Raw genomic sequence first — 21,609 nt, forward strand, 5'->3', positions numbered from 1 at the left:
GGGCTCCGCGGAAACTACCTCAGTGCGCTGAGTCCCGGCACGAAGGCGAGCAGCAGCGGCACCACCGGGACGAGCGCGGCGGCGGCCGTCAGCCGCAGCCGGCGGCCGGGGCTCAGCCGCGGACGGGCCGACAGCAGCCGGTTCACCCGGTCGGGGACCTGCGCCAGCGGCGTCGGGACGGGTCCGAACACGCCCCGGTCCTCGTTGAGTTCGACCAGCGCCAGAGCGGTCGTCAGCCGCCCGTGGCGGCGTGAGGCGACGTCATCGGCCGCCAGTTCGACCAGCCGGTGCACCTCGTCCCGGAAGGAGGCGAAGACCGGCACCCGCGGAAAGCCCGCCGCCAGCGCCCCGGAGCAGTGCAGCAGCCAGTCGTGGTGTGCCCGCGCGTGGCCCTGTTCGTGGGCCAGGACGGCGTCCAGCCGGCGGCCGCCCAGCCGTCGCAGTGCCGCCGTGGTGATGACGAGCCGCGGTGTCGTGCCCGGCAGCCACCAGGCATCCGGGCGGTCGCTCTCCAGGACGAGGAGACGGTCCCCGGGCTCCGGGGCGTTCGGGGGCGCCTCGTCGAGGGAGGGCTCGCCGGGGAGCCGCGGGGAGCGCGCGAGCAGCTCCGCGCGCCGCTGCCTGCGCTCCGTACGGGCCCTGCGCACCTCGCGGGCGAGCATCACCGCGCTCCACAGCCCGGCGCCGGCCAGCGCGGCCGCCACCGCCCCGGCCCACGGCCCGTACGCGCCGAAGGCGTAGGCCTCGACCACGCCGTGCGGCGCCGGGGCGAAGACATGGCCGCGCACGAGCTCCCAGGCGGCGGAGCCGGTGAGCGCCATCGCGAGCACGGCGCACAGCAGCACGGCCGCCACGACGCACTGCCAGACCCAGAGGGCGACCACCGGCTCCCGGTCCGGCCACTGGGCACGCCGCAGCAGCCGGGGGGCCAGGGCCGCGGTGAGCCCGCCGAGGACGATCAGCGCGAGCGGGAGCATCATGGCCGCCAGCCTACGAGCGCAGGGCATCCGGTGCGTACGGCCCCGGGCGGGGAGTGACGCACACCACGGGCCCGGGTCCGGGCGCGGCGGGTGGAAGGGGCGCCACCGCCCTCCTCTCAGAGCGCCATCAGCATGGCGGCCATGGCCATCGCCATCACCAGCCGGGAGACGGCAAGCGGCTCCGCGGGCCCGGCACCGCCGCGGCCGCTCTCCGGCGCGCCCCCGCACACCTCCCCGGCGGCCGCACCCGGACCTTCCGGGCCGCCGCCCGCCGGGGCCGCCCCGGGGACGCCGGCCGGGACCGCGCCCCGGACCGCCTCCGCACGTGGCGCCAGCCGCAGCCCGCTCCACAGCGCGTAGAGCGCGAAGTACCCCGCGAACACCCCGGTCAGCAGCGGCGGTCCGCCGGGTCCCTGGGCGGCGGCCGCGTGCCCCGCGTGCCCCGCCGCGTGCGGTGCGGCGGACATGGCGAGCCCCATGTGGACCATCGCGGCGGAGCCCGCCGCGTGGTGGCCGTGGTGCCACCCGGCACTCCCCCCGCGCACACCGGTCGCGGCCAGGACGAGCGACACCGCACAGGAGAGGCCGAACACCCCGGCGAACGCGGCCGGCAGCCACTCCCTGCCGCTCACCGCCACGACGGGTACGGCCATCACCGCCATGCCGAGCCCCATCAGCGTCTCGCCCCCCGCCTCCGCGCGCCGTGCGGCCGGACCGGCGCGCATCCGCAGCAGGCCGTGGACGGCGCACGCTCCGCAGAGAGCGGTCAGCAGCCAGCCGATGAGCGGTGGTCCGTGCACGGTGCACCTCCCCGTTGCCGGTACGCCCGGAGGCTGCCCGGCGGCGATGCCGGGCACGGGAGCGCACCAGGGCAGCCACGGGCGCACCGGGGGGCGCGCGGCGCGCGGAGGGGCGCCGGACGGGAACGCGCACGGGAAGCGGGAAGGCGGTGCGCGGACGGGGCCGGCGGTCTCCGCGCCCGGTCCGCGAGCGCTGTGCCCTGCGCCCGCCGTCCGCGTCAGATGCCCGGCCGGTACCGCATCGGGTGGTCGGCGGGGATCTCGACCACGCAGATCCGCACACCGTCGGGGTCGGCGATCCACATCTCGATCAGCCCCCAGGGCTCCCTCACCGGCGGCCGCAGGATCTCCACGCCCCGGGCGGACAGTTCCCGGTGGGCCGCGGCGGCGTCCCCGACCTGCAGCCACAATCGCAGGCCGGGCGCGGGAGGGGTCTCGGAGCGCCCGGAGACCTCCAGGAAGCCGCCGCCGAGGAAGTAGACCGTGCCGCGCTCGGTCCCCGTCCCGAACTCCCGGTGGACGGCGAGCCCGAGGTCCTCTCCGTAGAAGGCCCGGGACCGGTCGGGGTCGGTGGGACACACCAGGATCCGGCTGCTCAGTACATGCACCATGCCGGTGACCCTACGCACCGCCGGGACCGCTGTCGGGGCTTCCGGCGCGCTTGCTAGCCTCGACGGAGCCTGCGGGCCCGTACGAGAGAAGGCGCACGCCCATGGACCAGCTCACCGGAACCACCGCCCCCCGCCCCGCCGACCGGCTCCTGTTCCGCACGGCGGCCGAGGCGGACGTGCCCGCGCTGGTCGGGCTGGTCGAGTCCGCGTACCGCGGCGAGGCCAGCCGCGCCGGCTGGACCACCGAGGCCGATCTGCTGGAGGGGCAGCGCACCGACCCGGAGGGGGTCGCGGAGGTGGTGACGGGCGCGGACAGCCGGATGCTCGTCGCCGAGCGGGACGGCGCCCTCGTCGCCTGCTGCCAGCTGGAGCGCCGCGGCGACATCGCCTACTTCGGCATGTTCGCCGTCCGCCCCCTCCTCCAGGGGGAGGGGCTGGGCCGGGTGGTGCTCGCCGAGGCGGAGCGGACCGCGCGGGAGGAGTGGGGAGCGCGGGAGATGCAGATGACGGTGATCACGGCCCGGGAGGACCTCATCGCCTGGTACGTGCGGCGCGGGTACCGCCGCACCGGCCGTACCAGCCCCTTCCCGTACGGGGACGAGCGCTTCGGCATTCCGCGGCGCGACGATCTCCGCTTCGAACTGCTGGTGAAGCCCCTCCGCTGAGTGCGCCGCGCCCGCGCCCGTGCCGGGGCCGGGGCGGGCGTCCCGCTCAGGCGGTGAACCGGCAGGTCCGCTTGATCTCGGGGAAGTCGGTGGTGCCGCCGTCGAGGCCGAGGGCCCGGGCGAGCCGCAGATGGTCCTGGGTGTTGACGGTCCAGCCGATGACCCGGAGATCGGCCTCGCGGGCCTTCTCGACGGTCTCCAGGGTCAGCCGGCGGATGTTGAGCACCAGCGTCTTCGCGCCGACGGCCACCGCCCGGCCGACGACCTCGGGACCGTAGCGGCTGGCGACGAGGGCGGTGCGGACGCCGGGCACCAGTCCGGTGATCTCCAGCAGGGCCTCGTCGTGGAAGGAGAGCACCTCCACCCGGGCGGCGAGGTCGCGGCGGTTCATCACCTCGGCCAGGGCGCGGGCCGCCGCCACATCCTTGATCTCGGCCTGCAGGGGGGCGCGGACGGCGTCCAGCACCTCCTCGAAGACGGGGATGCGCTCGCCCTGCCCCGCGTCCAGCTCACGCAGCTCGGCGAGGGTCAGGTCGCCGATGGGGCCCCTGCCGTCGGTCGTGCGGTCGACCTCGGCGTCGTGCATCACCACCAGGGCGCCGTCCTTGCTGAGGTGCAGGTCCAGCTCGATGACGTCCATGCCCGCACGGTCGGCCCGGACGAAGGAGCGCAGGGTGTTCTCCGGTTCGACGCCCATGACTCCGCGGTGTCCGATGGCGAGGAAGGTCACGAGTCCTCCAATCCGCGGGGACGGGGGTCGCCCCCGGAGAGGGACAGCCACCCACGGCTGCCCCCGTGAACCAGCACGCAGCCTAATGGCAGCGGGCCGGTTCGCACCGCTGTGCGCCGGAGGTCTCCGCGCTCCTCACCCGTGGGTGTCAGAGACGGTGCGCCGGGCTGACGTCCGGCCGGGTGACCCACGCCTCTCCGGGGACAGGAGTGAGCGATGTGACCGTGGGTACTGTCCATCACGGGAAAACTTGCGGCCATGTCACAGATCGACCGAACGTCTTCCGGTGTCCCCGGTTGAGCTGCAGATTCTTTAGTGGGTACCGTAGCGGAGCGAAATTATCTCTGGTTGAGGGGTAGCTATGACGGAAATTCTTGTGCGTGAAGAGCGGGAAGCCTCAGCTTCCACTGTTGAGCGTGTGATCGACCACCCGGCCTGGCCCGTCCTGAAGACCGCCGTGGAGGAGATCCGTTCCCGGCAGTCGAAGGACGGCTCGATCGACTTCACGGACGGGCACGCCCCCGGCCGCACCGCCGTCGAGGAGGCCGTCGGACGGGTGGCCGGCGCCGTGCAGGAGCTCTCCCCCCTGCTGCCGCACGACGCGGAGTACCACCGTGCGCTCGTCACGGATCTGCGCCGCTGGGCGGAGGGCGGCTTCGGCGTGCCGGACTTCCTGGACTCGCTGCTCGCCTTCCGCCCCGCCGAGAGCCGCGCGGACGGCCGGCAGCACCTCGTCGTGTTCCCGATGTACACCCAGAACGGCAACCCCGACCGCAACCTCGAAGCCGTCGTCCTCCGCGTCGTCTGGCCGGACTGGCTGGCCGCCCTGGAGCGCGACCGCTTCGACAACCCGCTCTTCCTCGGGATCACCTTCGAGGACTTCACCTCGGGCTACGACACCAACTCCGCCGTGCTCTTCCCGGAGACCGTCGCGGTCCGCGAGGTCCCCGACCGCTTCTCCTGGGGCGCGATCTTCTGCGACCGCGAGGCCGCCCGCTTCCGCGCCGTCACCGAGTCCGCGGTGGACATCCTCGGCCTGGACGTCCCCGAGGACATCCGCGCCATGCTGGCCGACCAGGACCGCTGCCAGCAGGCCTTCGTCCTCTGGGACATGATCCACGACCGGGCGCACAGCCACGGCGACCTGCCGTTCGACCCGTTCATGATCAAGCAGCGGCAGCCGTTCTGGATGTACGGCCTGGAGGAGCTGCGCTGCGACCTCACCGCCTTCCGGGAGGCCGTCCGCCTCGCGGAGGAGGGGCTGCCGCAGGGCCGCGACGTGCAGTACGCCGTGATCTTCGACCGGATGTTCCGCTTCCCGGTCACCGGCGACCGCGTCAAGAACTACGACGGCCTCGGCGGCCAGCTTCTCTTCGCCTACCTCCACCGGCACGACGTCGTCCGTTGGACGGACAACACCCTGCACATCGACTGGGACCGGGCCCCGCAGGTCACCCAGCAGCTCCTCGGCGAGATCGAGAAGCTCTACCGCGACGGCATCGACCGGCCCAAGCTCGTCCACTGGTTCGCGGCCTACGAGCTCGTCTCCTCCTACCTGGCCCCGCACCCCGGCTCCGTCTGGAACAAGGGGCCCGACGCGCTCGACCTGTCGCTGCCGCCGCGCAAGCTGGTCGACGAGGTGCTTCCGGATGAATTCCCGCTCAGCATGTTCTACGAGGCGCTTGCGAAGAAGCTGCGCGGTGTGATCGCGTCCACGAAGGGGATCACCGCCACGGGGACCCCCGGGACGGCGGCCGCGTGAGCGGCACGGACGAGGAGGCGACGAGGATGAACGGCAGCGTGGAGGAGACCGCGGGCAACGGCCCGCTGGAGGGCGCCGTGGTGGCGGTGGCCGGCGCGGCCGGCCCCGCCGGACGGGCGGCCCTGCTGCGGCTGGCCGAGGCGGGGGCCACCGTCGTCGCCGCCGACGCCGACGTGGAGCGGCTGGCGGAGGCGGTGGACGCCGCCCGCTACGCCCACGGCGGCGCCGCCGTCACCGGCGAGACCGTGGACCTGCTCGACCTGGACGCGACCCGCGCCTGGGCCGACCGCACCGAGAAGGAGTTCGGCCGGATCGACGGCCTCATCCACCTCGTCGGCGGCTGGCGCGGCAGCAAGACCTTCGCCGCGACCCCCCTCGCGGACTGGGACACCCTGCACAACCTGCTGATCCGCACCGTCCAGCACACCTCGCTCGCGTTCCACGACGCGCTGCGCCGCAGCGGCAAGGGCCGCTACGTGCTCGTCAGCGCCGCCGGCGCCAGCAAGCCGACGGCGGGCAACGCCGCGTACGCCGCCGCCAAGGCCGCGGCGGAGGCGTGGACCCTCGCCCTCGCCGACGCCCTCAGGAAGGAGGGGGACGGTGAGGGACTGCCCGCGGCCGCTGTCATCCTGGTGGTGAAGGCGCTGGTGCACGACGCGATGCGTGCCGAGCGCCCCCACGCGAAATTCGCGGGCTTCACCGACGTCAAGGAGCTGGCCGAGGCCATCACCGGCGTCTGGGACCAGTCCGCCGAGGAAGTGAACGGAAAGCGCCTGTGGCTGACCCCGCAATCCTGACCGAGGCCGGTGACACCGGCACGGCCGGAACCGCCCGCCCCGACGCCGAGCGCCGCCACGACCCCGCGGCGCGCGGCTTCGCCAGCGACAACTACGCCGGCGCGCACCCCGAGATCCTGGCGGCGCTGGCCCTCGCCAACGGCGGTCACCAGACCGCCTACGGCGAGGACGCCTACACGAGCCATCTCCAGGAGGTGTTCCGCTCCCATCTGGGGCCCCGCGCCGAGGCGTTCCCCGTCTTCAACGGCACCGGAGCCAACGTCGTCGCCCTCCAGGCGATGACCGAGCGCTGGGGCGCGGTGATCTGCGCGGACAGCGCGCACATCAACGTGGACGAGGGCGGCGCCCCGGAGCGGGTCGGCGGGCTCAAGCTGCTGAGCGTGCCCACCGAGCACGGCAAGCTCACGCCCGCGCTGATCGACCGCGAGGCGTACGGCTGGGACGACGAGCACCGCGCGCAGCCGCAGGTCGTCTCGATCACGCAGACGACCGAACTCGGCTCCTGCTACACCCCGGAGGAGGTCCGGGCGATCTGCGACCACGCCCACGAGCGCGGGATGACGGTCCACCTCGACGGCTCGCGCATCGCCAACGCCGCCGCGTCGCTGGGCGAGCCGCTGCGCGCGTTCACCACCGACGCGGGCGTGGACACGCTGTCCTTCGGAGGCACCAAGAACGGGCTGCTCTTCGGCGAGTGCGTGGTGGTGCTCAACCCGGACGCGGTGCGCGCCATGAAGCATCTGCGCAAGCTCTCGATGCAGCTCGCCTCCAAGATGCGCTTCGTGTCGGTGCAGTTCGAGGCGCTGCTCTCCGGCGACCTCTGGCGGCGGAGCGCCGCGCACGCCAACGCGATGGCCCAGCGGCTGGCGGCGGGTGCCCGGGCGGTGCCCGGCGTGGAGATCGTCCACCCGGTGCAGGCCAACGCCGTGTTCGCCCGGCTGCCCCGGGACGCCGCCGAGCGGCTGCGGAAGCGGCACCGCTTCTACTTCTGGGACGAGGAGGCCGGGATCGTCCGCTGGATGTGCTCCTTCGACACCACCGAGGCGGACGTGGACGCGTTCACGGCCGCACTGGCGGAGGAGATGGACCGGGGCTGACGGCGCACGCGCCGCGGCCCGGGTCCCGCCGGGGCGGTGGGGGTTCAGTCGTCGTCGCGCGAGCGGACCTGCGCCGGGGCCGGTGCCGTACCGCCGAGATGCGCCGGCACCCACCAGGTGTCCTCCGGGCCCTTGGGCCGGACCGGGTAGGCGCGCTGCGCCGCCTCCAGCAGCTCCTGCACCCGGGTCTTGACCCGCTGGGTGATGTTGGCGGCCGAGTCCGCCGGGTCGGCCGGCTCCGGCTCCCCCACGCGGATGGTGATCGGGATGTGGTTCCGTCCCATGTCGCGCGGGCGGCCCTTCGTCCAGATCCGCTGGGTGCCCCACAGCGCCATCGGCAGCAGCGGCACGCCGGCCTCCTGCGCCAGCCGGGCCGCGCCCGACTTGAAGGTCTTCAGCGTGAACGACGGCGAGATGGTCGCCTCCGGGAACACCCCGATGATCTCGCCGGAGCGGAGCGCCTTCAGCGCGTTCGCGTACGCCTGCTCGCCCTGCGCGCGGTCGACGGGGATGTGCTTCATCGCGCGCATCAGCGGCCCGGACACCTTGTGCCGGAAGACCGACTCCTTCGCCATGAACCGCACCAGGCGCTTCGCCGGCCGGGCCGTCAGCCCGCAGAAGACGAAGTCGAGATAGCCGATGTGGTTGCTGACGAGCACCGCGCCCCCCTGCCGCGGTATGTGCTCGGTGCCCCGCATGTCGATGCGGAGGTCCAGCGCCTTGAACATGGTGCGCGCGAGACCGATCACCGGCGGATAGACGAGTTCTGCCATGCGGGGGGCCCTTCTGTGCCCGGGGGGTTCCCCGGAGAAGTTACGGAGCCGTAGGTTTCCGGCTGCGGCCGATCGTGCCCGATGGCGCCGCCCGAGGGCCACCCCGTGAGGCGTCTCTCCGGGAGATCCTCGTCACGTCGGCTCCGCCGGTTCCACGCCGGGCACCTTCCCCGGCAGGCGGTCCGTAAGCCCGGGAAGGCGGGCCGGTGCGGGAATCGACGAGGCGGCCCGTACGCTGCATCCGCACGGACGGCACGGACGGCACGGACGGCACGGACGGCACGGACGGCGGCGGGGAGGACGGAACGGTGCGGGACCAGGACGGCGCGCGGCGCCTGGGGCCGGCGGATCTCGGCGCGGAACTGGGGGAGCGGGCCAGTCTCGTCCAGTTCTCCACCGCCTTCTGCCAGCCCTGCCGGGCCACCCGGCGGACCCTCGAAGCGGTGGCGGACATGGTCGGCGGGGTCGCGCACATCGAGGTGGACGCCGAAGCGCGGCTGGAACTCGTGCGTGCCCTCGGCATCGAGAGCACCCCCACCGTGCTCGTCCTCGACTCCGGCGGGCGGATCATCCGCCGCGCCGCGGGTGTCCCGCGCCGCGCCGACGTCATCGCCGCGCTCGGGGAGGCCGTGGGCTGACCAAGATCGTGACGCTGATCCCATCGGCCGGTGCGGCCTTGACGCTGCGCACCGCGCCTCGCCAAGCTGGCGGGATGCGGCCGAGAACCCTCCACCCCCGGACCCCGGCGGACCCCTCCCGGCGCGCTCGCGCCCTCTGCCCGGACGGCTGATCCGCTCCCTTTCCCGGCCCCACCCGCACAACCCGAGGACCCCACACGATGACGGCCACGTCCGACCTCGACACGTCCCAGGTCGAGGCCACCGGCCTCCTGCGCTCCGCCTTCCGCCGGCACGCCGCCGGTGTGGCGGTGATCACCGCGCACGCCCGCCGGCCCGCCGGGTTCACCGCCACGTCGCTGACCTCCGTGGCCGCCGAACCGCCGCTGTTCTCCTTCGGCGTGGGGACGGCCTCGTCGAGCTGGCCGGTCATAGCCGAGGCCGGGTACATCGGGGTGCACATCCTGGGGGAGCACCAGCGGGAGCTGGCGGAGACCTTCGCGCGCCGCGGCGCCGACCGCTTCGCCGGGCCCACCCGCTGGTCGCGCGGGCCGCACGGGGTCCCGGTCCTGGAGGACGTACCGGCCTGGCTGGTGGGCCGGATCATCACCCGTGCGCCGGCGGGCGACCACCACCTGGTCGTCGCCGAGGTGGTCGCGGGGGACGCCGGCGGTGCCGGGCGGCCGCTGGTCTACCACGGCGGCCGGTTCAACGGCCTGCGGGACTGAGCGGCGGGGGTGCCGCTGTGCCCGCGCACCGGCCCCGGCTACCCGTGCGGTGCGGTTGCACACCGTAGCGGACGTCACAGCCGACCGCCCTTGCACACGGGCGTCCAGCTGTATGTACTGGCGAGTAATATATTGCCGGGAGCGCGGGATGTCCCGGACGGGGTCCGGCCCGAGGAGGCGCCTATGCTGCCTCCCACAAGGCAGTTCATGAGAGACGATGCGGTAGGAGAGCCGGCGTGAGCCTGAGGATCGTTGTCTGTGTGAAGTACGTGCCCGACGCCACCGGCGACCGGCACTTCGCGGAGGACCTGACCACCGACCGCGACGCGGTCGACGGTCTGCTGTCCGAGCTCGACGAGTACGCCGTCGAGCAGGCCCTCCAGATCGCCGAAGACGCGGACGACGCGGAGATCACCGTGCTCACGGTCGGCCCCGAGGACGCGAAGGACGCGCTCCGCAAGGCGCTGTCGATGGGGGCCGACAAGGCCGTTCACGTCGAGGACGACGACCTCCACGGCACCGACGTCATGGGCACCTCCCTGGTGCTGGCCAAGGCCGTCGAGCACGCCGGCTACGACCTCGTCGTCTGCGGCATGGCCTCCACCGACGGCACCATGGGCGTGCTTCCGGCGCTTCTCGCCGAGCGCCTGGGCGTCCCGCAGGTGACCCTGCTGTCCGAGGTCTCCGTCGAGGACGGCAAGGTGACCGGCCGCCGCGACGGCGACGCCGCCACCGAGGAGCTGGAGGCCGCCCTGCCGGCCGTCGTCTCGGTGACGGACCTGTCCGGTGAGGCCCGCTACCCGTCCTTCAAGGGCATCATGGCCGCCAAGAAGAAGCCGGTGGAGTCCCTGGACCTGTCCGACCTGGGCATCGAGGCGGACGAGGTCGGCCTCGAAGGAGCCTGGACCAAGGTCGAGGAGGCCACGCCGCGCCCGCCGCGCACCGCGGGCACGATCGTCACGGACGAGGGCGAGGGCGGCAAGCAGCTCGCCGAGTTCCTCGCCGGCCAGAAGTTCATCTGAGCCGAGCTTCAGCACCCACCCCGATCCAGACTCGTATCCGCAGGAGAGCATTCCCATGGCTGAAGTTCTCGTCTACGTCGACCACGTGGACGGCTCCGTCCGCAAGCCGACCCTCGAACTGCTGACCATCGCCCGCCGCATCGGCGAGCCGGTCGCCGTGCACCTCGGTGCCGGCGCCGACACCGCCGCCCCGGTCCTCGCCGAGTACGGCGCCGTGAAGGTCCTGACGGCCGACGCCCCCGAGTTCGCCGACTACCTGGTCGTGCCGAAGGTCGACGCGCTGGAGGCCGCGGTCGCCGCCGTCTCCCCGGCCGCCGTCCTGGTGCCGTCCTCCGCCGACGGCAAGGAGATCGCGGCCCGCCTCGCGGTTCGCATCGGCTCCGGCATCATCACCGATGCCGTCGACGTCGAGGCCGGCGACGAGGGCCCGGTGGCCACCCAGTCGGTGTTCGCCGCCGCCTTCACCACCAAGTCCCGTGTCAGCAAGGGCGTCCCGGTCATCACCGTCAAGCCCAACTCGGCCGCCCCGGAGGCCGCCCAGGCCGCCGGGACCGTCGAGCAGCTCGCCGTCACCTTCGGTGACAAGGCCACCGGCACCAAGGTCACCTCGCGCACCCCGCGCGAGTCGACCGGCCGGCCGGAGCTGACCGAGGCCGCGATCGTGGTCTCCGGCGGCCGCGGCGTCAACGGCGCCGAGAACTTCCCCGTCATCGAGGCGCTGGCCGACTCCCTCGGCGCGGCCGTCGGCGCCTCCCGCGCCGCCGTGGACGCCGGCTGGTACCCGCACACCAACCAGGTCGGCCAGACCGGCAAGCAGGTCTCCCCGCAGCTCTACATCGCGGCGGGCATCTCCGGCGCGATCCAGCACCGGGCCGGCATGCAGACCTCGAAGACCATCGTGGCCATCAACAAGGACTCCGAGGCCCCGATCTTCGACCTGGTCGACTACGGCGTCGTCGGCGACCTCTTCCAGGTCGTCCCGCAGCTGACCGAGGAGGTCAAGGCCCGCAAGGGCTGACTCCGCGCGCGGTTTCCGCGGGCCCCGGCGCACGGACGGTGTGCCGGGGCCCGCGCGTGCCCGGGGGCGGTCCCGGCAGGGCCGCCGGCCGGCGGCGCCCCGGACGGCCCGGCCCGCGGACGGTGTGCGGACGCGGATGCCCCGGAGCCGGCGGACCGCAGGAGGCGGGACGCGGCGTGCCCGGCGCCGCGGCGGGGTGCCGTCTCCGCTTCCCGCCACGCGGCCGGTGCGTCCGCTTCTCCTGCCACGCGGCCGGTGCGTCCGCTTTCCGCCACGCGGCCGGTGCGTCCGGCCGGCCCCCGGGCGCCCGGCCGTCACGGCGGCGGCAGTTCGCCGGAGCCGCGGGGGATCAGCCGGGTCGGAAGCGTCATCACCTCGGGCGGGTCGTCCGCCCCGTCCAGCCGGCGGAAGAGCCGGTGGGCGGCCGTGCGGCCCAGCTGCGCGGCGTCCTGCGCGATCACCGTCACGGCCGGGCTGAGCAGATCGGCCAGCTCGAAGTCGTCGAAGCCCACCAGGGCGACCTGCCGGGTCCGGCCGCTGAGTTCGCGCACGACCGTGACCGTCACCCGGTTGTTGGCCGAGAAGAGCGCCGTCACCGGCTGCGCGCCGTCCAGCATCGCGCGGGCGGCGGCACGCACCCGTGCCGGGTCGGTGGGGCCGAGCGACACCCACCGCTCGTCCACGGGGAGGCCGGCCGCGGCCATCGCCGCGCGGTAGCCGCGCAGCCGCTCCTTGGCGGTGTGGATGCGCGGCTGGTCGCCGATGAAGCCGATCCGGCGGTGCCCGTGCGCGATCAGGTGGGCGACGCCCCTGCGGGCGCCGGCGCAGCCGTCGGTCAGTACGACGTCCGCCTCGATGCGGCCCGGCGGGCGGTCCACGAAGACGGTGGCGATCCCGGCCGCCATCTCCGGCTCCAGATACCGGTGGTCGTCGCCGGCCGGGACGACGACGAGCCCGTCGACGCGGCGGGCGCAGAAGGCCAGGACGAGTTCGCGCTCCCGTTCCGGGTCCTCGGCGCTGGATCCGTGGATCAGCAGGGCTCCGTGAGCGCGGGCGGCCTCTTCTACGGCCCGGCTGAGCGGCCCGTAGAAGGGGTCGGCGAGGTCCTCCAGGACCAGCCCGATGCTCGCGGTGCGGCCCTTGCGCAGGATGCGGGCGCTGTCGTTGCGCCGGAAGCCCAGGGCCTCGATGGCGTCCCGCACCCGCTGGACGGTGTCGGGGGTGACTCCCGGCTCGCCGTTGACGACCCGGGAGACGGTTTTCAGCCCCACCCCGGCGCGTGCGGCGACATCCTTCATGGTGGGCCGGGTGCCGTAGCGGCGCTCGGGGGTGCGGGTGCTGTCGGCCACGTGGCGGATCCTCGGTCTGCTGCGGGGTGGTGGCTGGCAGCATACGGCCTGGACAACGTTGTCAGATGTGAGGAGACTGGTGCGTGATGCCCGACAGCCCGGGCCGGCGACCCCCGGCGCGGCCCCAGCCCACCGGAGAGACCCCGCCGATGCACAACGACCTCGTGGCCGCTCTCGACATCGGCGGAACGAAGATCGCCGGAGCTGTCGTCGGCGGAGGGGGCGAGATCCTGCGGCGGTCCCAGCGCCCGACCCCGGCGCGGGAGAACGGCGCCACCGTGATGGCCGCCGTCCGGGCCGTTCTCGGCGACCTCGCCGCCGACGCCCCGCTCTGGGAGCGGGTCACCCGCCTCGGCATCGGCAGCGCGGGGCCGGTCGACGCCTCCACCGGCATGGTCAGCCCGGTGAACGTACCCGGCTGGCGTGATTTCCCCCTGCTGGACGAAGTCGGGCGCGCGGTCGGCCCGCTCCCCGCGGTGCTCGTCGGCGACGGCGTCGCGATGACGGCGGCCGAGCACTGGCTCGGCGCGGCACGCGGCCGGGCGAACGCCCTCTGCATGGTGGTCTCGACCGGCGTCGGCGGCGGGCTGGTCCTGGGCGGGCGGCTGCATCCCGGCCCGACCGGCAACGCCGGGCACATCGGCCACATCAGCGTGGACCTGGACGGCGACCCCTGCCCCTGCGGCTCCCGCGGCTGTGTCGAACGCATCGCCAGCGGCCCCAACATCGCCCGCCGCGCCCTGGACGACGGCTGGCGCCCCGGCCCCGGGGGCGACGCCACCTCGGCCGCCGTGGCACGGGCCGCGCGGGCGGGTGATCCGGTGGCGTCCGCCTCGTTCGAGCGCGCGGCGCAGGCCCTGGCCGCGGGGATCGCCGCGACCGCCACCCTGGTGGAGATCGAGGTGGCGGTCATCGGCGGGGGAGTGGCCGGGGCGGGCGAGGTCCTCTTCGCGCCGCTGCGCCGCGCCCTCGCGGACTACGCCACGCTCTCCTTCGTCCGCGGTCTCGAGGTCGTCCCGGCGCGGATGGGTGCCGACGCCGGGCTCGTCGGAGCGGCGGCGGCCGCGCAGGCGTTCTCGGGGGAGGCGGTGGAGACCCGGCCCCCCGCGTCGTCCGTCTGACGGCTCGGCGCTCCCACCCGGACCGGGCGCCGGCCGGCCCGTTGTCGGCCGGCGCCTGACCCCGGGCGGGGATGAACGGGCGGAGCCAGGGGAAATGTCCCCGCATACGCCGACGGCATGGCCCATCTCCGCGGACGGCCGTGACGGCTGTTCCCCGCGTCGGCACGAACAAGTGTTTCCATGACAGGGTGGTGCGGGCAGTCCCACCGTGGGCCACATCCGAGGGGGAAAGCGTGATCGTCTGGCTGAACGGCGCGTTCGGCACGGGCAAGAGCACCGCGGCGCGCGAGCTGATGGACCTGATCCCCGGCAGCCTGCTCTACGACCCGGAGCCGGTCGGTGACGGTCTGCGGACGATCCTGCCCCGCAAACGCCTGGAGGAGGTCGCGGACATCCGCGATCTGCCGGCCTGGCGGCGGCTCACCGTGGAGACCGGCGCCGCCGTCCTCGCCGAGGCGCCCGGCGTGCTGATCGTGCCGATGACGCTGCTCCGGCAGGAGTACCGGGACGAGATCTTCGGCGGCTTCGCCTCCCACCGGATCCCCGTCCGGCATGTGCTGCTGCACGCGGAGGAAACGATCCTTCGGCAGCGGATAGCCGCCCGCGAGGAAGTCCCCGGTGACCCGGGCGCGTCCGCCTCCGTACGCGCCCGGTGCCTGGCGCAGATCCCGCCGTACCACGCGGCGCTGCCCTGGCTCACCGAGGACGCCCACCTCGTCGACGTCAGCGGGCTGACCCCGCGTGACACCGCCGAACGCGTCGCCGAGGCCCTGCGGTCCGGCGCGGGCGCCTGCGAGATCGTCCAGTCGCCGCGGCCCGCCGCCGAGACCCTGGCGGCGGGGGTGCTGCTCTTCGACGACCGCGACCGGGTGCTGCTGGTCGACCCCACCTACAAGCCCGGCTGGGAGTTCCCCGGCGGTGTCGTGGAGACGGGCGAGGCGCCGGCGCGCGCGGGAGTCCGGGAGGTCGCCGAGGAGATCGGCATCGAACTGGACCGGACACCGCGGCTGCTCGTCGTGGACTGGGAACCACCCGCCCCGCCCTCGTACGGCGGTCTGCGGCTGCTCTTCGACGGCGGGCGGGTCGCCGAGGAGGAGGCCCGCCGGCTGGTGCTCCCGGCGGACGAGCTGCGCGGCTGGCGGTTCGTCACCGAGGATGAGGCCGGGACGCTGCTGCCTCCGGAGCGCTTCCGGCGGCTGCGCTGGGCCCTGCGCGCCCGGGAGCGTGCCACCGTGCTCAACCTGGAGGACGGTGTGCCGGTCGGCTGACGCCCGCAGCAGGCGCCCCGCCCCGCGGCAGCGCCGGTGTGCTCGGGGTGGCGGGCAACCGGACCCGGGAGCCGGCGCCACCCGGGCGGCCGCGGCCCGCCGGCCGTGCGCGGAACGGCGGGCCGGCCGCGGCCGGGAACTCAGGCCCCCCGCGCCGCCGCGTAGTTCACCAGGAACAGCGCCTCGGCCAGGGAGAGCCGCCGCAGTTCCTCCGGGGAGACGCTCTCGTTCACCGCGTGGATCTGCGCCGCAGGCTCACTCAGCCCGATCAGCAGGATCTCCGCCTCCGGGTAGAGCGCGGCGAGAGTGTTGCAGAGCGGGATCGAGCCGCCCTGCCCGGCTATCTGCATCTCCTCGCCCGGGTACGCCGCCCGCATCGCCTCGGCCATCGCCGCGTACGCCGGGCTGGTGGTGTCGGCGCGGAACGGCTGCGCCTGGCCGCACTGTTCCACGGTCACCCGCGCGCCCCACGGGACGTGCGCCTCCAGATGGGCCGCCAGGAGCTTGGTGGCCTCCGTGGCGTCGGCGCCCGGCGGCACCCGCAGGCTGACCGCGGCCCGGGCGCTCGCCTGGACGGACGGGGTGGCGCCGACGACCGGTGGGCAGTCGATGCCGAGCACGGTGACCGCCGGACGGGCCCAGATCCGGTCGGCGACCGAGCCGGACCCGGTCAGCTCCACACCGTCCAGGACGCGGGCGTCGGCGCGGAAGGCGTCCTCCGGGTACTCCAGACCGTCCCAGCCGCCGTCGGCGGCCAGTCCGTCCACGGTGGTGGAGCCGTCCTCGGCGCGGAGCGAGTCCAGTACCCGGATCAGCGCGGCCAGCGCGTCCGGAGCGGCGCCGCCGAACTGGCCGGAGTGCAGATTGCCTTCGAGAGTGTCGACCCGGACCGTCAGCGCCGTCATGCCGCGCAGCACGGCGGTGACCGTGGGCAGCCCGGCCCGGAAGTTGCCGGTGTCGCCGATGACGACGGTGTCGGCGGTGAGCAGCCCGGGGTGGGCCTCGGCGTAGCGCTCGAGTCCGCCGGTGCCCTGCTCCTCCGAGCCCTCGGCAATGACCTTGACGGTGACGGGGACGCCACCGTTCTCCTTGAGCGCGCGCAGGGCGGTGAGGTGCATGATCAGACCGCCCTTGCAGTCGGCGGCCCCGCGCCCGTACCAGCGGCCGCCGCGCTCGGTGAGCTCGAACGGCGGTGACTGCCAGGCGGATTCGTCCCCGGGCGGCTGCACGTCGTAGTGCGCGTAGAGCAGGACGGTGGGGGCGCCCTCCGGGCCGGGCAGCAGGCCGTACACGGACTGGGTGCCGTCGGGGGTGTCCAGGACGGCGACGTCCTGGAAGCCCTCGGTGCGCAGGGCGGCCGCGACCCAGGCCGCCGCCGCCTCGCACTCGCTCTTCGGGGACTGCGTGGCGTCCGCGACCGACCGGAAGGCGACCAGCTCCGCCAGTTCGGTACGGGCCCGGGGCATCAGGTCCGCGACGGTTGCGGCGAGGGGGGACGGCTGCGGAGACCGCGGTGGCATGGGCACGCTCCTGGTGGGTGCGGTGGGCTGGACGGGCCGTCCGCCGCGGGCGGGGTGCCGCCGTGGGCGTCGGGCGCTGCCGATCCTCCCACAGAGGCCGCCCCCGGCCGTGCGCCGTAGGATGCGACCGAGAGCCGGGACGACAGTTCGAGCGGGAGCGAAGGCACAGGTGAGCAGCGACAACAGCGCGGGCGGCAGCACACCCCCGGAGGACGCGGACCCCAGGGGCCCGGGCTCGGGAGGCACGCCCGCGGAGGGCACGGCTCCGGGCGGCACGGCCCGGGAGCGGGGCGGTGGCGCGGACGTGTGGGACGTCGTGGTCGTCGGCGCCGGGCCCGCCGGAGCGTCGGCGGCGTACGCGGCGGCTGTCGCGGGCCGGCGGACACTGCTGCTGGAGAAGGCGGAACTGCCCCGTTACAAGACCTGCGGCGGCGGCATCATCGGGCCGTCGCGCGACGCGCTGCCCCCCGGCTTCGAACTGCCGCTGCGCGACCGGGTGCACGCGGTGACCTTCTCCCTCAACGGCAGGCTGACCCGTACCCGCCGCTCCAAGACCATGCTGTTCGGCCTGATCAACCGGCCGGAGTTCGACCAGGCGCTGGTGGACGCGGCCGAGGCGGCCGGTGCGCGGGTCCGCACCGGGGTCCAGGTCTCCCGGGTGGAGCAGCACGGCACGGCGGTGCCGGACCGGCGCACGGTGGCCGTGGTGCTGAGCGGTGGGGAGACCGTGCTCGCCCGCGCGGTGGTCGGGGCGGACGGCAGCGCCAGCCGGATAGGCGCGCACGTCGGGGTGCGGATGGACCAGGTCGACCTGGGACTGGAGGCGGAGATCCCGGTTCCGGAGACGGTCGCCGAGGACTGGGCCGGCCGGGTCCTCATCGACTGGGGGCCGATGCCCGGCAGTTACGGCTGGGTCTTCCCCAAGGGCGACACCCTGACGGTCGGCGTCATCTCGGCGCGCGGCGAGGGCGCCGCCACCAAGCGCTACCTGGAGGACTTCGTCGGCCGGCTGGGCCTGGCCGGTTTCGAACCCAGCATCTCCTCCGGCCACTTGACCCGCTGCCGGGCCGAGGACTCCCCGCTCTCCCGGGGCCGGGTGCTGGTCTGCGGTGACGCGGCGGGGCTGCTGGAGCCGTGGACCCGGGAGGGCATCTCCTTCGCGCTCCGCTCCGGCCGGCTCGCGGGGGAGTGGGCCGTCCGGATCGCGGAGGCGCACGATGCGGTGGACGCCCGCCGCCAGGCGCTCAACTACGCCTTCGCCATCAAGGCCGGGCTGGGCGTGGAGATGGGGGTCGGCGCGCGGATGCATGCCGTCTTCGCCCGCCGCCCCGGGCTGCTGCACGCGGCGCTCACCGGATTCCGGCCCGCGTGGAACGCCTTCGCCAAGGTGACCCGGGGCTCCACCTCGCTCGGCGAGATCGTCCGGACCAACGGGGTCGCGCGGCGCACACTGGCCGCCCTGGACAAGAGCTGAGGGGCGGGCCCCGGGCCCGGCCGGGCCGCCGGGGCGCGCCGGGTGGGACGGCGTTCCGGTGAGGCGGCGGTCCCCGCCGGCCACCCGGGTCCGACGGGCGCCGCCCGGTTCGGCTGAGGCGAGTGGGACGGCGCCGGGCGGAGGCACCCCCGTGGTCCCCGCCCGGCGCGCCCGGCCCGTGGTCCGGCCCGGCGGAAGCGCCGGAGCCGTCCGGTCCCCGGGAGTGCGGACCGGTGCGGGGACCCGCCCGGGTTCCGCCCCGGGGCTCTCCCCGTTCAGAGGCGGTCGGTGATGCGGAAGACCGGATGATCCGGTGCGATCCGCAGCAACTCCTCGCGGGGGGACGTTCCGTCCGCCCCGTCGAAGAATTTCTTCAGCTGCCCGCCCCAGTGGGCGAGGTAGTGGCGCAGCACCTCCGCCTTCTCGGCCCGGCCCGCCTCGTCGTCGTCGCTCAGCTCGACCGCCGTGAAGGCCCGGGTGGTGCGGCCGATGCGCAATTGGCCGCCGCCCGCCGCCCGCATGTTCCGCACCCACTGGGACTCGCCGCGGACGGAGACCAGGTACCGCTCGCCGTCCAGCGGGAGCGGGCCCACCGGGACGCGGCGCCACTCGCCGGTGGAACGGCCGCGGACGGACAGTTCGGCGCTGCCGTGGAGGCTGATGCCGTGCCGGGCGAGCCGGGCCACGGTGGAGTGGACGAGCCGGGTCTCGAGACGGCCGGGTCGGTGGTAGTGGGGCATGGACGGCTCCCCCCGTCGAGTGTGAGAGCGGTGCTCTCGTTCCGGATCAGTGTCCGTTACGGTGGGCGAAAAAGCAAGAGCAGTGCTCTTGTCGGAGTGCACCGCTCAAAGTCGTGGCAGGCTTGGCTCATGGCAGCCATCCGGGGAGCCCGTGAGCGGGCGCGCAGCGAGATCACAGCGGCGATCAAGGAGGAGGCGCGGCGGCAGCTCGCGGCCGAGGGCGCGGCGCGGCTGTCGCTGCGGGCGGTGGCCCGCGAACTCGGCATGGTCTCCTCGGCGTTGTACCGCTACTTCCCCAGCCGGGACGAGCTGCTGACCGCCCTCATCGTCGACGCCTACGACGCGCTCGGCGCCGCCGCCGAACGGGCCGCGGAGGACGCCGGGCCCGGCGCCCCGGCGGAGCGCTGGCTGGCCGTCTGCCGGGCCGTACGGGCCTGGGCGCTGGCGCACCCGCACGAGTACACCCTGCTCTACGGCTCCCCGGTGCCCGGCTACGCGGCCCCGGAGACGACCAACGTCCCGGCCGGGCGGGCGGCGATCGCCCTGCTCCGCGCGGTCGGTGAGGCCCACGCCGCGGGCACCCTGCGCGAACCCCCCGCCGGTTCCGTGCCGGAGGCGGTGCTGCGGGACACCGGGCCGCTCGGGGAGCAGCTGGGCCTGGGGCTGCCCGCGGCCGTCCTCGCCCACGCGGTGGAGGCGTGGTCCCAGCTCTTCGGGCTGGTGAGCTTCGAGATCTTCGGCCAGTTCAACCGGATGATCGAGGCGCGGCCGGAGTTCTTCGACCACGCGGCGGCCCGGCTGGGGGAGGGGATGGGCCTGCCGGGGCCGGAACGGAGGACGGCGCGGGCGTAGCGGCCTCCGGGCGAGCAACGTCAACGTCCGGCGGGGATCTCAGGCGCGCGGGTGGTCGCCGGTGGCGCCGTCGATCAGTTCGCGGAGGATGTCCATCTGCCCGGCGTGGCGGGCGGTCTCCTCCACCATGTGGATCAGGACCCAGCGCAGCGACACCTTGTTGCCGTTCCAGGAGGTGCCCGGGGTTTCCAGTGGGAGTTCGAGGACGGCGCGGTCGGCGGCGGCGCGGGCGCGGCCGTAGAAGTCCACGATGGCGGCGGTGGTCTCGCCCGGCCCGACGGCCATGTCCTCGTTCTCGAAGGGGTCGAACCAGAGCGGCTCGGCCTCCCGCCCGAACGTGTCGCAGAACCAGCCGTATTCGACGCAGGCCAGGTGCTTCACCAGGCCCAGCAGGCTGGTGCCGGAGGGCGTCATGGGGCGGCGCAGCTGATCGTCGTCCAGCCCGTCGAGCTTCCACAGCACCACATCGCGGTGCCGGTCGAGACTGATGTGCAGGCTCTGCTTCTCGTCGCCGGTGAACGGCACGCGTCGGGTCATGCCGGGGACCGTAACAGCCGGGTACGACAACGCCGGTGGGGACGGCGGCCGGGTCAGCCCGTTCCCCTCCGCTGCCAGAAACGGAGAAGTTTGCGGGCGAGCTCCTCCGGGGCCTCCTCGGCCGTGTGGTGGCCCGACGCGATGGGGCCGCCGCACGGGTCGCCGGCCCAGTCCCGCCATACGGCCAGGACGTCGCCGTAGAGGAACTCCATGTCGTCGCCGGTCGCCCAGAGGACCTGTACCGGACAGGAGATCCGCCGGCCCGCCTGCCGGTCGTGGTCGTCGTGTTCCCGGTCGGGGCCGAGACCGGCGCGGTAGTCCTCGCACATGGCGTGCACGGTCGCGGGGTCGTGAAGGGCGGCGCGGAGATCCTCGTACGCCTCGCGGCCCATCGCCCCGGGTCCGGCCCGGTACCAGGCGTCCGGGTCGGCGTTGATGACGTGCTCGGCGGGCCGGTCCGTCTGCCCGAGGAAGAACCAGTGCCACCAGGCGCCGGCGAACCGGGCATCGCACCGGCGCAGGGCCTCACCGATGGGGACGGCGTCCAGAACGCTGAGCGAGCGCACCGCCTCCGGGTGGTCGAGGGCGAGCCGGGTCGCGACATAGGCGCCCCGGTCATGACCGGCCACGGCGAACCGCTCATGACCGGGCGACCGCATCAGGGCGGCGCAGTCACCGGCCATGGCGCGCTCGGAGTACGGAAGATGGCGATCGTCCGTGGGCGGTTTCGACGACTGCCCGTAGCCCCGCAGATCCGGGCAGACGACGGAGTAGCCGGCTGCGGCGAGGATTGGGGCCACCCGGTGCCAGGTGGCGTGGGTCCGCGGATGGCCGTGCAGCAGCAGGACGGCGGGTCCCTCGCCGCCGTGGCGGAAGCGCAGCCGGATGGCGCCCGCGTCGTCCACGGTCCGGGTGCTGAGCGTGAAGTCCTCGAACATGAGCCCTCCCGTTCGGGTGCCGGTTCGCGTCCCGGCGCATGAGGGGGGCGGCCGCCTCCCGCCCCCGCGGCGTCTCCCCGTCGCGCAAGCGGCTGTCCAGCGCGTCGGAGCCCAAACCCCGGCGCGGCGGAGCTCGTTGGTGTGCCGCCGTCCGCCGTCCGCCGTCCGCCGTCCGGGTGGACCGGCGGACGGGGGTGGAGGGACCGTTTC

At 74.5% G+C, this 21,609-nt stretch carries 22 protein-coding genes; 12 read left to right on the forward strand and 10 right to left on the reverse strand.

Features of this window, described 5'->3' with window-relative positions:
• Positions 1–14: 14 nt before the first annotated feature.
• From KBZ10_RS14560 to KBZ10_RS14570, 3 genes are all read right to left on the reverse strand, one after another.
• Complete coding sequence (locus tag KBZ10_RS14560) at positions 15–980, reverse strand: M56 family metallopeptidase (RefSeq protein WP_210988034.1); 966 nt, start codon at positions 978–980, stop codon at positions 15–17.
• Between the two features lie 116 nt (positions 981–1,096).
• The gene (locus KBZ10_RS14565; RefSeq protein WP_210988035.1) at positions 1,097–1,780 is read right to left on the reverse strand and encodes a DUF5134 domain-containing protein; all 684 of its coding nucleotides are present in this window, start codon (positions 1,778–1,780) and stop codon (positions 1,097–1,099) included.
• 218 nt (positions 1,781–1,998) lie between these two features.
• Positions 1,999–2,391 carry a VOC family protein gene (locus KBZ10_RS14570; protein WP_210988036.1) on the reverse strand — a complete coding sequence of 131 codons (393 nt, stop codon included), beginning with the start codon at positions 2,389–2,391 and terminating at the stop codon, positions 1,999–2,001.
• Between the two features lie 101 nt (positions 2,392–2,492).
• On the opposite strand from KBZ10_RS14570, the gene KBZ10_RS14575 reads away from it, so the two are divergent.
• On the forward strand, positions 2,493–3,056 hold the full coding sequence (locus KBZ10_RS14575) for a GNAT family N-acetyltransferase (RefSeq protein ID WP_210988037.1): 564 nt from the start codon (positions 2,493–2,495) through the stop codon (positions 3,054–3,056).
• A 46-nt stretch (positions 3,057–3,102) separates the two neighbouring features.
• Here the strand turns inward: KBZ10_RS14575 and KBZ10_RS14580 are convergent, their stop codons facing one another.
• The gene (locus KBZ10_RS14580; RefSeq protein WP_210988038.1) at positions 3,103–3,786 is read right to left on the reverse strand and encodes a glycerophosphodiester phosphodiesterase family protein; all 684 of its coding nucleotides are present in this window, start codon (positions 3,784–3,786) and stop codon (positions 3,103–3,105) included.
• A 361-nt stretch (positions 3,787–4,147) separates the two neighbouring features.
• On the opposite strand from KBZ10_RS14580, the gene KBZ10_RS14585 reads away from it, so the two are divergent.
• Genes KBZ10_RS14585 through KBZ10_RS14595 form a run of 3 tightly spaced genes read left to right on the forward strand, consistent with a single transcriptional unit; the run spans position 4,148 to position 7,442 of the window.
• Positions 4,148–5,548 carry a DUF6421 family protein gene (locus tag KBZ10_RS14585; RefSeq protein WP_210988039.1) on the forward strand — a complete coding sequence of 467 codons (1,401 nt, stop codon included), beginning with the start codon at positions 4,148–4,150 and terminating at the stop codon, positions 5,546–5,548.
• Positions 5,549–5,574: 26 nt separating this feature from the next.
• A complete protein-coding gene (locus KBZ10_RS14590; RefSeq protein WP_210988088.1) occupies positions 5,575–6,345 on the forward strand; it encodes an SDR family NAD(P)-dependent oxidoreductase in 771 nt (256 codons plus the stop codon).
• Entirely contained in the window at positions 6,324–7,442 is a 1,119-nt protein-coding gene (locus tag KBZ10_RS14595; RefSeq protein WP_210988040.1) for a low specificity L-threonine aldolase, read from the forward strand. Before KBZ10_RS14590 ends, KBZ10_RS14595 begins: the two co-directional genes overlap by 22 nt.
• A 44-nt stretch (positions 7,443–7,486) precedes the next feature.
• Here KBZ10_RS14595 and KBZ10_RS14600 read toward each other — a convergent pair whose 3' ends face one another.
• A complete protein-coding gene (locus KBZ10_RS14600; RefSeq protein WP_210988041.1) occupies positions 7,487–8,215 on the reverse strand; it encodes a 1-acyl-sn-glycerol-3-phosphate acyltransferase in 729 nt (242 codons plus the stop codon).
• Between the two features lie 206 nt (positions 8,216–8,421).
• Between KBZ10_RS14600 and KBZ10_RS14605 the strand changes: the two genes are divergently transcribed.
• The 4 genes from KBZ10_RS14605 (at position 8,422) to KBZ10_RS14620 (ending at position 11,600) form a co-directional block, all read left to right on the forward strand.
• A complete protein-coding gene (locus KBZ10_RS14605; RefSeq protein WP_374223353.1) occupies positions 8,422–8,853 on the forward strand; it encodes a TlpA family protein disulfide reductase in 432 nt (143 codons plus the stop codon).
• A gap of 200 nt (positions 8,854–9,053) precedes the next feature.
• Positions 9,054–9,560: a flavin reductase family protein gene (locus KBZ10_RS14610; RefSeq protein WP_210988042.1), complete on the forward strand. Its 507-nt coding sequence runs from the start codon at positions 9,054–9,056 to the stop codon at positions 9,558–9,560.
• Between the two features lie 236 nt (positions 9,561–9,796).
• Positions 9,797–10,582, forward strand: a complete 786-nt coding sequence (locus KBZ10_RS14615; protein ID WP_210988043.1) for an electron transfer flavoprotein subunit beta/FixA family protein — start codon at positions 9,797–9,799, stop codon at positions 10,580–10,582.
• A gap of 55 nt (positions 10,583–10,637) precedes the next feature.
• Positions 10,638–11,600, forward strand: coding sequence for an electron transfer flavoprotein subunit alpha/FixB family protein (locus KBZ10_RS14620; protein ID WP_210988044.1), 963 nt, complete (start codon positions 10,638–10,640; stop codon positions 11,598–11,600).
• 314 nt (positions 11,601–11,914) lie between these two features.
• Here the strand turns inward: KBZ10_RS14620 and KBZ10_RS14625 are convergent, their stop codons facing one another.
• The gene (locus KBZ10_RS14625; protein ID WP_210988090.1) at positions 11,915–12,898 is read right to left on the reverse strand and encodes a LacI family DNA-binding transcriptional regulator; all 984 of its coding nucleotides are present in this window, start codon (positions 12,896–12,898) and stop codon (positions 11,915–11,917) included.
• Between the two features lie 200 nt (positions 12,899–13,098).
• Between KBZ10_RS14625 and KBZ10_RS14630 the strand changes: the two genes are divergently transcribed.
• Positions 13,099–14,070, forward strand: coding sequence for an ROK family protein (locus KBZ10_RS14630; RefSeq protein WP_210988045.1), 972 nt, complete (start codon positions 13,099–13,101; stop codon positions 14,068–14,070).
• A 233-nt stretch (positions 14,071–14,303) separates the two neighbouring features.
• Positions 14,304–15,338 carry an NUDIX hydrolase gene (locus KBZ10_RS14635; protein WP_210988046.1) on the forward strand — a complete coding sequence of 345 codons (1,035 nt, stop codon included), beginning with the start codon at positions 14,304–14,306 and terminating at the stop codon, positions 15,336–15,338.
• Positions 15,339–15,478: 140 nt separating this feature from the next.
• Here KBZ10_RS14635 and KBZ10_RS14640 read toward each other — a convergent pair whose 3' ends face one another.
• Positions 15,479–16,858 carry a dipeptidase gene (locus KBZ10_RS14640; RefSeq protein ID WP_210988047.1) on the reverse strand — a complete coding sequence of 460 codons (1,380 nt, stop codon included), beginning with the start codon at positions 16,856–16,858 and terminating at the stop codon, positions 15,479–15,481.
• Positions 16,859–17,027: 169 nt separating this feature from the next.
• Between KBZ10_RS14640 and KBZ10_RS14645 the strand changes: the two genes are divergently transcribed.
• On the forward strand, positions 17,028–18,332 hold the full coding sequence (locus KBZ10_RS14645) for a geranylgeranyl reductase family protein (RefSeq protein ID WP_210988048.1): 1,305 nt from the start codon (positions 17,028–17,030) through the stop codon (positions 18,330–18,332).
• A gap of 275 nt (positions 18,333–18,607) precedes the next feature.
• Here KBZ10_RS14645 and KBZ10_RS14650 read toward each other — a convergent pair whose 3' ends face one another.
• Positions 18,608–19,072: a nitroreductase/quinone reductase family protein gene (locus KBZ10_RS14650; protein WP_210988049.1), complete on the reverse strand. Its 465-nt coding sequence runs from the start codon at positions 19,070–19,072 to the stop codon at positions 18,608–18,610.
• Positions 19,073–19,201: 129 nt separating this feature from the next.
• On the opposite strand from KBZ10_RS14650, the gene KBZ10_RS14655 reads away from it, so the two are divergent.
• Positions 19,202–19,924: a TetR/AcrR family transcriptional regulator gene (locus KBZ10_RS14655; RefSeq protein ID WP_210988050.1), complete on the forward strand. Its 723-nt coding sequence runs from the start codon at positions 19,202–19,204 to the stop codon at positions 19,922–19,924.
• 39 nt (positions 19,925–19,963) lie between these two features.
• On the opposite strand, the gene KBZ10_RS14660 is transcribed toward KBZ10_RS14655, so the two are convergent.
• A complete protein-coding gene (locus tag KBZ10_RS14660; protein ID WP_210988051.1) occupies positions 19,964–20,461 on the reverse strand; it encodes a DinB family protein in 498 nt (165 codons plus the stop codon).
• 53 nt (positions 20,462–20,514) lie between these two features.
• On the reverse strand, positions 20,515–21,399 hold the full coding sequence (locus tag KBZ10_RS14665; protein ID WP_210988052.1) for an alpha/beta fold hydrolase: 885 nt from the start codon (positions 21,397–21,399) through the stop codon (positions 20,515–20,517).
• Between the last annotated feature and the right edge of the window lie 210 nt (positions 21,400–21,609).

The sequence above is a fragment of the Streptomyces sp. F63 genome, assembly GCF_018070345.1.
Classification (GTDB): Bacteria; Actinomycetota; Actinomycetes; order Streptomycetales; family Streptomycetaceae; genus Streptomyces.